This window comes from Stieleria tagensis (genome assembly GCF_024129865.1).
In the GTDB taxonomy this organism is placed as follows: Bacteria; Planctomycetota; Planctomycetia; order Pirellulales; family Pirellulaceae; genus Stieleria; species Stieleria tagensis.
In genome coordinates, this window is record NZ_JAMYFE010000027.1 from 132185 (window position 1) to 147639 (window position 15455).

At 55.1% G+C, this 15455-nt stretch carries 15 protein-coding genes; 12 read left to right on the top strand and 3 right to left on the bottom strand.

What is annotated here, in order from left to right:
* Window positions 1–31 precede the first annotated feature (31 nt).
* The 12 genes from NHH03_RS05080 to NHH03_RS05135 all read left to right on the top strand — a co-directional run bounded on the left by NHH03_RS05080 (window position 32) and on the right by NHH03_RS05135 (window position 11708).
* Complete coding sequence (locus NHH03_RS05080; protein WP_253154668.1) at window positions 32–514, top strand: Hcp family type VI secretion system effector; 483 nt, start codon at window positions 32–34, stop codon at window positions 512–514.
* A 102-nt stretch (window positions 515–616) separates the two neighbouring features.
* Complete coding sequence (locus NHH03_RS05085; RefSeq protein ID WP_253154669.1) at window positions 617–2704, top strand: type VI secretion system Vgr family protein; 2088 nt, start codon at window positions 617–619, stop codon at window positions 2702–2704.
* 4 nt (window positions 2705–2708) lie between these two features.
* The gene (locus NHH03_RS05090; RefSeq protein ID WP_253154670.1) at window positions 2709–3740 is read left to right on the top strand and encodes a DUF2169 family type VI secretion system accessory protein; all 1032 of its coding nucleotides are present in this window, start codon (window positions 2709–2711) and stop codon (window positions 3738–3740) included.
* Window positions 3740–4816: a beta-ketoacyl synthase N-terminal-like domain-containing protein gene (locus NHH03_RS05095; protein WP_253154671.1), complete on the top strand. Its 1077-nt coding sequence runs from the start codon at window positions 3740–3742 to the stop codon at window positions 4814–4816. The genes NHH03_RS05090 and NHH03_RS05095 overlap by 1 nt, the downstream gene beginning before the upstream one ends.
* Before the next feature lie 53 nt (window positions 4817–4869).
* Entirely contained in the window at window positions 4870–5193 is a 324-nt protein-coding gene (locus tag NHH03_RS05100) for a DUF4150 domain-containing protein (protein ID WP_253154672.1), read from the top strand.
* Between the two features lie 4 nt (window positions 5194–5197).
* The gene (locus NHH03_RS05105) at window positions 5198–6241 is read left to right on the top strand and encodes a hypothetical protein (protein WP_253154673.1); all 1044 of its coding nucleotides are present in this window, start codon (window positions 5198–5200) and stop codon (window positions 6239–6241) included.
* Window positions 6242–6260: 19 nt separating this feature from the next.
* Window positions 6261–6824, top strand: a complete 564-nt coding sequence (locus tag NHH03_RS05110) for an imm11 family protein (RefSeq protein ID WP_253154674.1) — start codon at window positions 6261–6263, stop codon at window positions 6822–6824.
* A 4-nt stretch (window positions 6825–6828) separates the two neighbouring features.
* Window positions 6829–7341: a hypothetical protein gene (locus NHH03_RS05115; protein WP_253154675.1), complete on the top strand. Its 513-nt coding sequence runs from the start codon at window positions 6829–6831 to the stop codon at window positions 7339–7341.
* Between the two features lie 31 nt (window positions 7342–7372).
* On the top strand, window positions 7373–7897 hold the full coding sequence (locus NHH03_RS05120) for a hypothetical protein (protein WP_253154676.1): 525 nt from the start codon (window positions 7373–7375) through the stop codon (window positions 7895–7897).
* Between the two features lie 27 nt (window positions 7898–7924).
* Window positions 7925–9382 carry an FHA domain-containing protein gene (locus tag NHH03_RS05125; RefSeq protein ID WP_253154677.1) on the top strand — a complete coding sequence of 486 codons (1458 nt, stop codon included), beginning with the start codon at window positions 7925–7927 and terminating at the stop codon, window positions 9380–9382.
* 248 nt (window positions 9383–9630) lie between these two features.
* Entirely contained in the window at window positions 9631–11010 is a 1380-nt protein-coding gene (locus NHH03_RS05130) for a lactate utilization protein B (protein ID WP_253154678.1), read from the top strand.
* 74 nt (window positions 11011–11084) lie between these two features.
* Window positions 11085–11708 carry a LutC/YkgG family protein gene (locus NHH03_RS05135; RefSeq protein WP_253154679.1) on the top strand — a complete coding sequence of 208 codons (624 nt, stop codon included), beginning with the start codon at window positions 11085–11087 and terminating at the stop codon, window positions 11706–11708.
* Between the two features lie 246 nt (window positions 11709–11954).
* Here the strand turns inward: NHH03_RS05135 and NHH03_RS05140 are convergent, their stop codons facing one another.
* From NHH03_RS05140 to NHH03_RS05150, 3 genes are all read right to left on the bottom strand, one after another.
* Complete coding sequence (locus NHH03_RS05140; protein WP_253154680.1) at window positions 11955–13442, bottom strand: Gfo/Idh/MocA family protein; 1488 nt, start codon at window positions 13440–13442, stop codon at window positions 11955–11957.
* Between the two features lie 324 nt (window positions 13443–13766).
* Window positions 13767–14192: a gamma-glutamylcyclotransferase family protein gene (locus NHH03_RS05145; protein ID WP_253154681.1), complete on the bottom strand. Its 426-nt coding sequence runs from the start codon at window positions 14190–14192 to the stop codon at window positions 13767–13769.
* A gap of 1 nt (window position 14193) precedes the next feature.
* Entirely contained in the window at window positions 14194–15384 is a 1191-nt protein-coding gene (locus NHH03_RS05150) for a 3-hydroxyacyl-CoA dehydrogenase family protein (protein WP_253154682.1), read from the bottom strand.
* Window positions 15385–15455 lie beyond the last annotated feature (71 nt).

Below are 15455 nucleotides of genomic sequence, written 5' to 3' on the forward strand. Positions count from 1 at the left end.
CCTTTTCAAGCTTTCAGACTAGGAAAAAACAATGGCTGCTTACATCAAATTTGATGGCGTCGATGGAGAATGCAAGGACAAGGATCACAAGGGATGGAGCGATTTGGCATCGTTCGGTCAGGCGATCCATCAACCCGGCGGCGGAGCCACCGGTGCCACACGTCGCCGCGGCGACGTCATCTTGGATGACATCGCTTGCTCCAAGGAATTGGACAAATCCAGTCCCAAAATCGCCGAATCGGTTTGCAAGGGCAAGGTCTATCCGAAGGTCGAGATCGATGTCACCGCATCGTACACCGACGCCGGACGCGTGACCTACTACCGCTACGAACTGACCAACGTGCTGGTCAGCAGCTACAACATCGGCGGCTCTGGACAAAGCGAATCGGTGCCAATGGAAGACTTCTCGCTGAACTTTGAAGAGATCAAAGTGACCTACACCGAGAATGATTCCAAAGGCAAAAAGAAGGGCAATGTCGAGTACAGCTGGAAAGTCGAAGAAGGCGAGTCTTGATCCGATTCCTGTTCTCGCAAATCGCGAAGTCCGTTCGCCGATAGGGGTGAACGGACTCGCTTGCGTTTCTTCCCAATAAACATCCAGACAAGTTGACGAGCGATGGCACTGAAACAACAAAATCGATTGCTGAACCTGACCACGGTTCTCGGCGATGACGTGCTGCTGCTGACCTCGTTTTCTGGCAGCGAAGAAATGGGGCGTCTTTTCCACTACCAGTTGGATATGATCAGCGACGACGCCAAAATCAAGCCGCAAGATATTGTCGGCACGGCAGTCGGTTGGAGCATCGAATTGGCGGATCAGTCCCGACGTCACTGGCATGGATTCGTCAGTAGCCTGTCACGCGGCGACGTGGATTTGAACGGACGTCGCAACTATCGCGTCGAAGTCGTGCCTTGGTTATGGTTTTTAACGCAGACCAGTGACTGCAAAATCTTTCAGGAAACCAACGTCCCCAGCATCATCGACGCGGTGTTGTCGGACTACGGTTTTGCCGACTACCAACCGGATTTTCAACTCGACCACAAAGATTGGGAATACTGCGTCCAGTACCGCGAAACCGACTTCAACTTTCTGTCGCGGTTGATGGAACACGAAGGCATTTTTTATTACTTCCAACACACTGACGGTGCTCACAAGATGGTGATCACCGACCACAAAGACGGCTATTCCAGCCTGCCAGAATCAACGGTCGATTTCCCGGGTGACACCGGTGGCCGTGCGATCGAAGACCACCTGACCAGTTGGGAACGACGTTTCCAATTTGTTCCCGGCAAGTTTGCTCAGCGTGATTACAATTTCAAAACTCCCACCGACGATCTGCAAACGGACACCGGCACCGTCGTCGATCTGCCTGATGTCGCAGATTACGAACTGTACGACTATCCCGGCGAATATGCGGACAAGGGAGTCGGCAGTGGGGAAACCCGATTGCGAATCGAAGCCGAAGAAGCCAGGCATGACATCGTCAATGCCTCCAGTCTGTGCAAAACATTCCAGTCCGGGGGACGCTTTTCCGTCGGCCAGCATCGTGACAGCGATGAAGAGGGCGCCGAGGTGGTGATCACTAAGATCCGCCACAGCGCCAAAGAACCCATGGCCTATGAAACCGGAGGCGACAACGATCTGGCGTACCACAACGAAATCACTTGTTTGCCCTCGTCGCGTGTGTTTCGCCCGACACGTTCCACAATCAAACCAACCATCAGCGGCATTCAAACCGCAGTCGTCACGGGACCACCGGGGGAAGAAATCTATCCGGATGAATTTGGCCGGGTGAAATGCCAATTTCACTGGGATCGGTATGGGCAAAAAGATGACAATAGCAGTTGCTGGATCCGTGTTTCGCAGGTGCATGCCGGATCAGGATTCGGCGGCATTGACATCCCTCGGATCGATCAAGAGGTGGTGGTCAGTTTTCTTGAAGGCGATCCCGACCGACCACTGATTACTGGTCGCGTCTACCACGCTCAAAACATGCCGCCGTGGGAGTTGCCGGCCAATAAGACGCAAAGCGGTTACTTATCGCGCAGCAGCAAAGACGGTGGTAAAGACAACGCCAACGCAATTCGTTTTGAAGATCTGAAGGGCGAGGAACAGCTTTGGATTCACGCCGAAAAGAATCAAGACATCGAAGTCGAAAATGATGAATCACACTGGGTCGGTCGCGATCGCAAGAAACAAGTTGATCGCAACGAACGTGTCGGCATCGGCAAAGACCGCACCGAAAGTGTCGGCCACGATGAAAACATTGCGATCGGCAATGACCGGACTGAAAATGTTACTCGCAACGAAAGCATCAGCATCGGTCAAAATCGTGACACCGATGTGGGCAAAAACGAATCGCTTAGTGTCGGCGAAAATCACAGCCAAAGCGTTGGGAAAGACGAAACGATCGATGTCGGTGGCAATCGAACCGAAACGATCGGCAAAGAGGTCCAGGTCACGATCGGCCAAAGCCGGATGCAGACGATCGGAGACGACGACCAACTGCAGGTCGGCAAAAAGTTTGCCCTGGTCGCAGCCGACGAAATCCTGCTTCAAACCGGTAGCGCAAGCATCCTGATGAAAAAGAATGGTGACATTCAAATCAAAGGCAAAAACATCACGATCTCCGGGTCCGGGAAAATCGGCATGAAGGCCTCGGGCAAGATGATGTTGAAGGGCAGCAAGATCACGGAAAACTAAAACGATGTTGCAGCTAAAAAACGAATCGATCTTCGCCGCCTCGATGGGTGTTTTCAACGATCCCGGTGGAGTCGAATCGGCCTACGGAGTGACCAAGGCTGTGTTCGACATTCGAGCGGGGCGATTGTTGCCCGCTGCCGAAGCGGCACCGATCCAGCCGGTCGACCAATTTTCGGGCGATCCGACCAAAAGCAGTTTGGCATCCACCGGCGAAATCACTCTCAGCAAGCCGTACACGGATATTGTCCTCTGCGGTTCAGCCTACGCCCCTCAGGGTGCCGCCAAAGAGATGTTGGTTTCACTGCGAGTCGGTGAATTCGAGAAATCAATTCGTGTGTTCGGCGATCGCGTCTGGAAGGAAGGCGTGTTTGGATGCAAACCGTCTGATCCGGAAACGTTCGAAACGCTGCCCCTGGTTTTTGAACGGGCTTTCGGAGGAACCGATACACAACCGCGCGACCCAGATCAAATTGATTTTGTTGCACGCAATCCGATCGGCGCCGGGTTGGTGCCAAAAAACAGCCGCACGCGTCCGACTGAGATTCGATTGCCTAATTTGGAATCCGACCAACAACTGATTCGCTCGACCAGTGATCGCCCCGAACCGGCCTGTTTTGCGCCGATCGCACCGCATTGGGACCCACGGAAAACGTTTGCCGGAACCTACGACGAAACCTGGCAAACCAGCCGCGCGCCTTACCTGCCGATTGATTTTGATTCCCGGTTTTTTAATTGCACCAGCCCCCAGCTGTCTGGCCAACAGATCCTGTCAGGCGGACAGACCATTGACGCGATCGGCGTCACCCGTGAAGGTTCGCTGACAATCGAGTTGCCGGAAATCGAAGTCATTCATGCCTACGATTTTAACGGCCAGGTGCACAGCTATCCGGCGGCGATGGACACCATCGTGATTCGACCGGATCAAAAACAAGTCACCATCTTGTGGCGTTCGTGCCAACCAGTCGACAAAAATCTGTTGCAGTTGAAATCGTTGGCGAATATTTGTCCGCAGTATCCAAAATTGAAGGCTGCGTGATGAATCAAAACCGATTGGTCATCGTTGCCGCTGAAATGAGTTCCTCGGTCGGTTTGAGCGTCGCGGAGGTTTCAGCGTCCACACTCGCGCGTGTGATGCGTGTCACTGAAATCGAATACTGTGATTACTATCACACTGGTTTTCGCGTCGGCGTGGTACCGCAGGAACATCTGCCGCAGCTCTGTCCCGCGCTGCATCAGGTTGCGATCAGCGATCGTGATCGGCGGATGATCCGTTTGGCCGCTGGGCCACTGCAACGCTTGATCGCCAAGGTGCCTGCGTCGGCCGCGCCGCCGGCGGTGTATTTGGGTTTGCCGGAACATCAGACGACATTGCCGATCAATCCCCAGCGATTGATTGACCAGATCTATGTCCAGGCGGAACTCGATCAGTCCGCGGCAACAGCGAAAGCGTTGCCCTACGGCCGCGCCGCCGGATTGATGGGAATTCAACAGGCGGCTGCGGATCTTTCCAGCGGGCAATCTGAATTTGCCGTCGTCGGCGGTGTCGACTCGTTCATCGATCTGTACCTGTTAGGCGTGTTGGAAATGCAAAAACGCATTCGCACCGATCGCAATGCCGATGGATTTGCCCCTGGTGAGGGTGCGGGTTTTGTGTTGATGACACGATCGGAAACGGCGTCTCAATGGGGTTTACCGGTGCTCGCGACGATCGAAGGTTGCGGGGCGGGCAGCGAACCCGGGCATTTCTATAGCGAGAAACCGTATCTGGGTGACGGATTGACCGATGCCTTCCGGAATTGTTTGTCGGCGACCGATGAATCTCGGCTGGTGGATTGCGTCTATGCCAGTTTCAACGGCGAACGCTACTGGGCCAAGGAGTTCAGTGTGGCCATGTTGCGTCACAAAAAACGTTTCGATGACAACTGCCAAATGGAACACCCGGCCGAATGCTGCGGTGACATGGGAGCCGCCGGCGGTGCGATCATGATCGGTTTGGCAGCCCATCGAATGTCGCGACAGAGATCGTCGGCTGACACGCTTGTTTATGGATCGTCCGACTACGGCCAACGTGCCGCCGTGGTGCTTTCGTCTGTGTCCCCCGGAGAGAATTGATGGGTACCACCGTCCACAACATTCAAGGTTTCGCGCACAAGGGAAGCGGTGGGATGAGCATCGTTTTTCCCGACGTTTGCAAGACACCCACGCCAGGCGGTCCTGTTCCGATTCCCTATCCCAATTTGGGCAAGTCATCGGACACGTCACAGGGCACCAAAAAGGTCAAAGCGGACGGACAAATGATCATGAACAAAGGCGCCAAATACATGATGAGCACCGGTGACGAACCGGGCACCGCCGGCGGTGTGCTGAGCAGTACATTTAAACAGAATTGCGAATTCCTGATGTACTCGTTCAACGTCATGGTCGAAGGCAAAAACGTCTGTCGGATGGGTGATCCGCTTTGGCACAACAAGAAAAACATCTGCGGATAATGTCATGACTGAATTATTAGAAACCATCAATATCGGCATGATCTTGGAAGAGGATGTGCCTTGCCCGTTTGATCATGACCTGGATGAACCGCCAACGGTGAAAAATGATTTGGTGGGCGTGGGTAGCAAGCTGTCCAGCAAGATGTCAAAGAAGTCTCCCGATGGGACGTACCTGTACGAGAAACTGAAAGCGGACAACCAGTTGGGCGAGGCGGATCGAATCCCCAACCCTCGAAAAGAAGGTGATCTGAAAAAGCCCAACAAGCCGGTGAAAGTTCGTTTTCCCGGTGCGTCGACATCTGCCGCGGGAACACCGCAGGATGTGGAGATCGATTATCCACTGAGTGTTGCCGCCCACCATTGCATTCCCGCGCAGGAGGCACTTAAACGCTGCAACATCCTGCTGGGTTTCATGGTCAAGAAGGGTGAATCTGCAGGTTTGAAAACCGGCAAAGGCGAGTCTGATTTTTCAGCGGGGATTGTCTGGTCGAATGTCGGCTATGACGTCAACGGTTTACAAAACGGGATCTTCTTGCCGGGCAACTATGCCGTCGGCGGTGGACGGGGCGGATTGAAAGCATGGCACCCACAAGAAAGTGACGACTCGGAAGGCGAAGCCGAAGAGGTTGCTCAAGACGCTGACTGGTTAACAGGCACACCGGACCATCCGCTCGAACAGTCCAACACCTGTTGGCAATACGTCAAGGGCGCCATCGATGTGGGCAAAGGCCAGTTCCATGATCGACATGAACCGTACAGCGACGTTGTGTTGCAGTTGTTGTCTGCGATCGGACAAGACTTACTGCACTTTGAAGATGCCGCCTATGAAGGTGAATGCGACAAATGTAAAGAGCGCAGTGAGCATTTCACCAGCGACGGCGCGGGGGTGCCAACGGATTATGCACTGGTGACAAAGCTAAACAAGCTGTCAAAGAAGCTGATGGCGTATTTAAACGCCAGTGGCTGGCACGCCGAACTGTACACGTCTCGCTGGATGCATTCCTACATGACCAAGATCTTATTCGCAGATTCCAATTCGCCGGGTTAGCTGAACCATGTATTACATCATGAAGTGTCCGTTCGGACCGAAACAAGCTCATCCGGCCCAGTTGACTTACACGCCCGACGACGTGCGGCGGTTATGGGATACTGGTGTCAAGTTCAGCACTGATGCCAACGCGCGTCCTCACAAACGGGAGCCGCCGACGCCGGTCGAGGTCAAGATTCTGGAAAGCGGCGAAGGCGCGCTCAAAGAAATGTGGGAAGCGCCGATCTGTTTGATGACCAAACGCTTGCTTGCCGGCCTACGCGAAGCCGGCGTCGCAAACATCGACGACTATGAAGCGACGTTGCTGGATCTGAACACTGGCAAAGCGCACGACAACTATGTCGCATTCAATATCGTTGGCATCGTCGCTGCGACTGATCATGCCAAATCGGTTTATGAAGCGGATATCCATTGGTTCGATAAGTTAGCATTGGACGAATCGGCTGCACGCGAAGCCCTGCTCTTTCGTCTAAAGGAATCGACGTTTCGAATCTTGGTCCATGAGAAAGTAAAAGACCATTTGCAAGCCGCGGGTTTTGACACGCTGCAGTTTATCGACCCTGACAAATTGACCAACCAATAGTCCCATGATCGAAAGCCAATCCACCGGTTCCGTTTTGGAAACCATTCTCGCGGTCAATCAGACAGCGGGTCAGCAAGCCGCCCAGATCGTCCGCGGCACCATTCATTCGATCCTGGCTAACGGCCAGTTGATGATCGCGGGTGACGAGAGTGATGATGTCCAGCCCTTCCGCAGCGATGTGTTGCAGTCGGCTTTTGGTCGCGATGTGAAATTAAACGTCGGCGACATGGTGTTGGCACTCAGTCCCCTGACCCGCCAAGACTGTGGGTGTGTGTTGGGGTTGATTGGTCGCTATAAGGAACCTGTTCCGCCGGTGTCATCGCTGTCGACGTCTTTGTCAAACGACCCGACGCCACGTCAGGTGGTGATCGAGGCGACTGATGAATTGACGCTGAAGTGCGGCGACTGTTCGGTTGATTTGCGCAAAGACGGGAAATTGATGATTCGCGGTGTCGATGTGCTGACACGCGCTAAACGGACACAACGGATCAAGGGCGGTTCGGTAGCAATCAATTGAAACAGAGCTTCCCACAACGGATCGATTTACCATGTCGGTGATGCAAGATATTCTGGTCGAACATCTGGAAGAAATTGAATTCCTTTGGACGCAGCGTCAGGCGGCGCTGCGGTCGGTCGAATATCAGCGCCACGAAGTCCAAGAGATCGAATCGCGCCTGGCAGCTCATTTGGAAGGGGTCCGAGTCGGTGGCGAGCAGGCAATCGCATTGGCGTCAGAAATGCTAACGGATGATGATCCAGACATCGCGTTTGCCGGTGCCTGGTCGCTGTTGCATCTTGATGCGGGTTCGGTCATTCTGGATTCCATCGCCCAATCGAATTTGGCCGGCGTTAGTGACGCACTCTGCCAAGGACCGATCGATTCGATCGCCGACCAGTTGACGCAAATCTACGAAAACGATTCTCCGCAAGTTGCCTCGGCGGTGGGCGTCCCGCTGGCCGCTCACGGTCAAGCGCTACCAGGAAACCGTTTGGAACAGCTTCTCTGCGATGATGACCCCAGTGTCCGTCGCCGAGGTTGGACGATCGTCGCACTACAATCCGACACTGTTTGATCGGGTGCTACTTCAACTGAAAAATTTATGCGCATCACATTGAAGGTCACCCAGGGCGCCGCCAAAGGCCGAACGCAATTGCTGCGCGTTCCCTGTGTGTTGACCGTCGGACGCACCGAACAGTCGGATTTTTCAATTCCCGCAGATGCTTCGCTCTCATCGCTGCACTTCAAGCTCAGCTGTGATCAGCATGGTTGTCGTGTTGTTGACCTGAACAGCACCAACGGAACATTCGTCGGCGGCCAACGAATTGAATCGGCGGACGTCGTTAGTGGCGACGAAGTGACGGCGGGTGAATCGGTGTTTCAGATCGTGATGCAACAACGGCGTACAAAGTCGTTTGATGCGAGTCGATTGCCAGAGAGCAAAACAACCGCTAGCCCTGACGACTCCAAACCGCTGGCTGTAGAGACGGTTCTGCGGCAGACCCATCCAGTTGCGACACCGGATTCCACGCGGACGCCGTCTACGCCGCGGAAGTCTCGTGGTGCTGCGATCGAAATCATTTCCGATCACATGCAGGGACGCAAATCGCTGCTACGTCCCGGACAGTCGCTGACCGTAGGACGCACGGACCGATCCGATTTTGTGATCTCAGATCCCAGCATGTCGGCGCAGCATTTTTCCATTTCCAGTGCCGGGACCGGCTGGCAACTGAAGGATTTGGGTAGCACGGCGGGAACGCGGGTTAATGGCGTCGCCGTGTCCGTGACGACGCTGGCCAGCGGCGATACGGTGCAAGCCGGCCAGACTCGCTTTGCCGTCCAACTTGGTGGCACTGCGCCGATCGGACGACAAGCCGCGCCCACGGGCAGTTACCCGTTCCAAGAGGCGTTGGAGGATGCCGATCGCGAGGTTCGCCGCGCCGCGTTGGATGCGGCAGCACTCAGCGGACAACCGTGGCTGTTGGATCATTGTCGTAACGTCGCGAAGAATCCGACACCGGACCAATTTGACACGCTTTACATGCTGGCCGTATTGGGTGGCCCGAGTGAACGAAACGTGCTGGTCGAAGTGGCCGGATGCGAAACGTTGGGACCATCGCGTTTGGAATTGCTGGGGTCATTTGGCGATCCAGCGACTGTGCCAATCCTGATCAAAGCGATGAAATCGGAAGACGTTCGCAGCGCCATTGCCGCCGCAACAGCTTTCTCAAAAATCACCGGGGTGTCGGTTGAATCGACCAATCGTGCCACCGTGCCGCCCGCGGATGGTGACGAAGCTGACGAGTTTGATCAGGAATTCCTAGACCAAGTCAATTTGCCGGATACGGCCAAGGCGGAACATCATTGGCGGGGCCTGGAATCGCAGTTTTTGGCCGGACGACGTTATCAGGGTGGTGTCGATGTCTCCCAGCACGTCTCGCCAGAATTGCTGTCGCAACTCGACATGCAATCTCGCTGGGAAATTGCTTTGCGTGACGCGTTTGCCGGCAAACGCTCAGTCGGCAAAGCGGCTTTCGAACAGATGATCCCCATGAATTAGAAGATCCCGGGGGGGGCTCAATCGATCGTCACGGCATCCGTGCCGGCTTCTGCACAGGCGAATCGCCTGGCGAGTACAATGCAGATGTTCTTGCGAGCGTTATCCCCCCTAGTGCTTTGCTACGGCTAGCTTTTAGGATGGGTTACGCTTCCAAGCGAACGATCACTTTTCACTTTTTGAGTGAGACCAGGTACCGGGCTGTGCCGGTGCAATTGTCACTCCACGCGTTCTCTTTCCGATTTGACTTCATGCTGCCCATTGTCGAGCATCCGGCCGCTGCCAAAGCGTTTGTTACCGACCCAAACCGCTCTCGTTGGCACGACCAAGCGTTGTGGTTTGTGCGCAGCAAACGCGATCTCCAGGCCGGATCGATCCCAGAATGGGAATATCTGCGAGAAACCGCGTCGGCAATTAAAACGCACACGATCGCTAATCTGGGGGACTACTTAGAACAATTCGAACGCAATGCGACAGCGCGTGGCGCGATCGTTCACTGGGCTCGTGACGGGGAACATCACAACCAGATCGTGTTGAAGATTCTTCAACAACATCGGGCACATCGGATCGTCAAAAGCAAATCGATGCTGACCGAGGAATGTGGTCTGAACCACTACCTGGAAGACAATGGCATTGATGTCGTCGACACCGATTTGGGGGAACGAATCGTGCAACTGCGTGGGGAAACGCCCAGCCATATCGTGTTGCCGGCGATCCACATCAAAAAAGAAGAAGTGGGAGACACGTTCCACAAGCATCTGGGGACCGACGAGGGGGCATCCGACCCAAAATACCTAGCCGAAGCAGCACGCGGTGATTTGCGAGACAAATTCTTGGCGGGCGAAGTCGGAATCACCGGCGTCAACTTTGCGATTGCAGAAACAGGTGGATTTGTCATCTGTACCAACGAAGGCAATGCGGACTTGGGAACCTCACTGCCTCGCGTTCATATCGCCTGCATGGGGATCGAAAAACTGCTGCCTCGCCAGCAAGACTTAGGCGTCTTCACACGATTGTTGGCGCGTTCCGCCACCGGGCAACCGATCACCAGTTACACCTCCCATTTCAACGGTCCCCGCGACGAGAACAGTGAACTGCACATTGTCTTGGTTGATAACGGACGAACGAAGCTGCGCGAGAGCGAGACGTTTCGTGCTGCGATGCACTGCATTCGCTGCGGCGCCTGCATGAATACCTGTCCGGTGTACCGACGCAGCGGCGGTCACAGTTATCGGGCAACGGTTCCCGGTCCGATCGGCAGTGTGTTGTCACCGACGCGTGATGCCAACACTTACAAAAGTTTGCCTTACGCATGCAGTCTGTGTGGGTCATGCAGCGACGTTTGCCCGGTCAAGATTCCGTTGCACCACCAACTCCTAGCCTGGCGTGGCGAGTTGGTCGGCAAGAAACTTTTGCCGCGCAGCAAACGGTGGTCGATGGCGATGGCGTCGCTACTGTTTCGGTCACCGCGGATGTTCGCGCTGTCGGGCAAAATCGGACGTGCGGCGTTACGGATTTTGCCACGCTGGGCGACGCACAATCGGTTCAACAAATGGACGATTGCTCGTGAATTGCCGTTGCCGCCCAACGAAAGCTTTCGTCAGTGGCACCGCAAACACCGTTCAAAATAGATCCGATCCGACGTTTGTCCGATCTCGCTATCACCCTCTCCGTCACACTTTCTTGGTTTGTCCCGACACTTGCTATGACCGACACCCCTCAGGCCGACGTCTCCGCACGACAATCGATTCTGGATCGGATTCGCACCAAACAGGTTCACAGCGCTCCGTTGCCAACAATCGATTTCCAGCGTGTTCAGTCCTTTGACGACCCGTTGGATCGATTTGCACAGTCATTGGTTTCAGTCGGTGGACAGGCCCACATGGTCGATTCGGTGAACGATGTCAAACCGATCATGGATCAGATTCCTGTCTTCCGTGATGCTAGTCAGATTGTTTCGCTGGTTCCCGAATGTATCCGGGGCACCGTCGACACCGCAGCCATTCATGATCCGCACACATTATCCGACGTCGACTGGACCATCGCACGGGGAGAGTTTCTGGTCGCCGAAAATGGATCCATTTGGGTCGACGGAAACACATTGCCGCATCGTGTGCTGTTGTTCATCGCCCAATACTTGGCAATCGTTGTTCCCAAGTCTGAAATCGTAGCCACCATGCACCACGCCTATCAACGGATCGAAGGTTTTGACGGCCGGTTCGGAATTTTTGTTTCCGGACCCAGCAAAACAGCGGACATTGAACAGTCGCTGGTGTTAGGTGCGCACGGTTGTCGCAAACTGCAGGTGTTTATTGTGGATCAGATGTGAAAGCGGTTTTGTTTGAAAGCCAGGGCTTTCGCGTCAGGCATTGGTTTTTGATAACCCGGCGCGTCAGTATTGAAGTTGCGCTATTCATCACAACCTGACGCCTGAGCGAGGGATTTTGGCTGTTAACGGGATCCCTCGCTGACGCGTCGGGTTATGATTGCCACGCTAACTTACCTGTGAGGATTCAATCACTCGCCCGCGGGGCGGGCGGGCGAGTGAATCGCAAAAAGCCTAACGTCAAAGCGATCAGGCGGGGTCTTTGCCGTCAATCCAGGGGCCGGCCAGGTTCATGTAGGTCGGCTCGTCTAGCTTGCTGCCGAAATCGCCGGCTTTCCATCCGGCGATGTGGTTCGGTGACTCACGTGCTTCCGACTTGGCTTCCCATTTCTTGGCCCAACCTGGATCTTTCGTCGAGATTTGGCGGCTATCGGGATCGACAAAGTAGACTTCGCCCTTGCGATAGCTCTGTGCGCCCAAGTTAACAACGGCCATTGCCGATGCGCCCAGGTCTGGCGGGTTGTTACACAATTGTGGCTCGCCGGCTTCGCAGGCATCCAGGAAGTTTGCGAAGTGCGCCTTGGTGGTGTTCTTAACCGGCTCGGTTGCGATTCGTTCGGTTTCAAACGAACGTTTTGGCGAATCGCCTTCGGAAGTGACTTGACGTCGTTCGGGGACAAAATCGAACCCGTCGAATCCTTCTCCGTTACCCAGTTCGAATGTACCGTAGTGACCGCGAATCAATTGGTTGACGCGCGAGGCTTCATTGCACATCGTTGCGGTCACCAAACCCTGCACGCCTTCGTTGAAGTCGGCAACAACAGTGGCCACGTCTGGCACATCACGTCCGTCGTATTCCATAAAAATTCCGCCGGCGCCGACGACTCGGCCGGGAATGCGTAAACCCGTCGCTTTCAGCATGGATGTCGTGCGGTGCACGAACAGGTCGGTGAACATGCCGCTTCCGAAGGGCCAAAATCGTCGCCACTGTTTGTAGACCGCGCGGTCAAAGGGCATGTCCGGCGCCAGGCCTTCAGATTTTCCCAACCAGCGATCCCAATCGATCTTTTTGGGGTTCATGTCTTCGACCAATTTGTAATAACGCCATTGGCCGACGTTGCTGTTGCGGAAGTATTCGGTTTGGAAACCCAGAACCTTGCCGAGTTTGCCGTCTTGCAACAGCGCTCGGATTTCATCCCAGACTTTCAAACTGGTCGATTGCACGCCCACCTGCATGACCTTACCCGATGCTTTCCATTTGGCTTCGACGTCAAAGGCTTCTTCGACAGTCTTGGTCATCGGTTTTTCGCAGTACACGTTCAAACCGGCGGCCAGCGAATCGATCACCTGTTTATGGTGCCAGTGATCTGGGGTACCGATGCAAACCGCATCCAAGTTTTCTTTGGCGATCATGTCGTTGTAGTCGACATAGAGCGCCGGCGCGGTACCGGTTTTTTCTTTGATGTAGTCGCCCACCTTTTCACGCTGCGTCTCATAGACCTCGGCGACGCCGACCAAGTCAATCAGGCGGCCTTCACCGTGCAGTTCGCACAGCGTTTTGACGTGTGCACCAAATCCGCGACCGCCCGGGCCGATGAATCCGATCCGCATTCGCTCGTTTGCTTTGGCTGCCGCATTGGCACGACCGGCAGCCGGAATCACCGCTGCAGCGGCTCCGGCGGCTGCGCCGGTTTTGATGAAGGATCGACGATTGCGATTGGAGGTGGGGTCTTGCATCAGGCGGGCCTTTGAAAAAAAGGGGCAATGGGTGGGGACCGGACGAGTCCGACAGTCGCACGATTGTAACTCAATCGAGACGAATTTGAAGTTGGGCTTTCGCGTCAGCCATTGGTTGGTGTGGAGGATTTATCCGACCGTCTAGATTCTTTGCAGAGAACCCGCACCCGAGTCGGATAAATCCTCCACACCAGCGCCGTTGAAGTTGGGTTTTTGCGTGGGACATTGGTTTTTGGTAACCCGAAACGTTAGCGAGGGATCCCGTTAACACCCTGAATCCCTCGCTAACACTTCACGCTGGCGATAATAACGAGGCTCCAAAAGTCACGCATTGGCTTTCCACTGCTGACAATCGTCAATCGGCTCGATCGCTTGAAAACCGTCGGCCGCTGGATTGCGATTGTAGAAATAGGCGTACGCTTGGTGGGTTGATTCGTCAGCCAAACGGACCACGGTGACTGGGTGGCAGTGGTACAGATCATCGGCTGCGTTATTTGTGGTTCCTTCGATCCGATCCAAAGCGGCTCGGACGGTTGCCAGCTGGGAGATCGCAAATGTCCATAACTCGCCGAGAACTTGATGTTGGCCGGGCATCATCGCGGGATAATCTTGGCGCCCCCATAGCATGCCCTGGCAGCGCGCCGGTTGGACTTGCAGGGGTTGGCGGGGCCACATCGCTTCGCGGCACTGCCCGCGTTTGAGCGTTCCATAGACAAAGAAGGAATCGATAGGTTTTGATTGGTCTTTCATCTCAGGCGTTCATCGATCGAAAACTCTGGCCCCAGCGGTTCATCGCGGAATCGATTTGCGTTTGACCTAGCTCATTAAAAAATTCGGACCAGTTCGAGTGTGCCGTAAACCCGAGACCGCCTGCCATTGCCTGATCGACGGTGTTCATCGACTCCGCGACTCCTTCGGCCAGCAAACTGCCGGCTTCGATCCACATCGGGATCGCCAGTAGTCGCAGCACATCACCGTCGGTGAACGCTTGCCGGGACGTTCGATACATCTCGATCAGTTCTTTTGATTCCGGGGCGAGCTCCGATGATCGGACTCCGTCGGTGTAGTCATACAGTCCGGCGCCGACGGCACGTCCCATGCGTTTTCGTTTGACCAGTGCCGGAACCACTGGCGACGCATCGATACGGGTTGGAAAGGCGTTGACGAACGCGCGGCCGGCATGAAACATCGTTGGCGCTCCGATCCAATCGATCAACTCCAGCGGTGACATTGGCATGCCATAGGCGAGTGCCGCTCGTTGAATTTGGCTCTCCGTCGCACCACGGCACAACAACAACAAAGCCTGATTCAAGTAGGGTGAAAGCATTCGATTGACGATGAACCCAGGCCCGTCCTGGCAACGAATCGGGCGTTTGCCAATTCGGCCCGCGTGGTCGACCACGCGATCGATTGCGTCTTGATCGCTACGGCTGGTCGCGACGACTTCGACTGCCGCACGCGCGTGAACCGGCATGAAAAAATGCATCCCGCAAACCCGACCCGCAGCAGCAAGCCCCGCATCGGCGATCTGTTCAATTTTTAACGTCGACGTATTACTGCACAGCACGGGCGCTGTTCCGAACGCTTGTTGCAACGCGACAAACAGGTCACGCTTGGCCTGAACTTGTTCAACGATGGACTCGATCACAATCGGGATCGGATCGATCGGTTGTTTCTGGTTCGCAGCTTCTGTTTCCGTCGCGCGGTTGCCGACGACCACGGCGGACATCCCTTGGATTGGCAACGACACTCCCGCCACGGGAATTCCTTGACCGGACCATCGTTCTGCAGCGGCCCGCACCGCCAAGGCACTTTGGTCGCCCAGCACAAACGGCACCGCCCGCTCCAAATGAGCTTCGGCGATCGCTTGGCCGACCACCCCGGCGCCCACCAACAGAACTGGTGGCAATTCCCCAGGCCAAGTCAATTCAAGTTTCGGCATCGTGTGAAGAATGTCTTCAGGTGGTCTGGGGGTGGGCAATTTGTCAGCAGGAGCTGCGAGTCTCGCTGTTC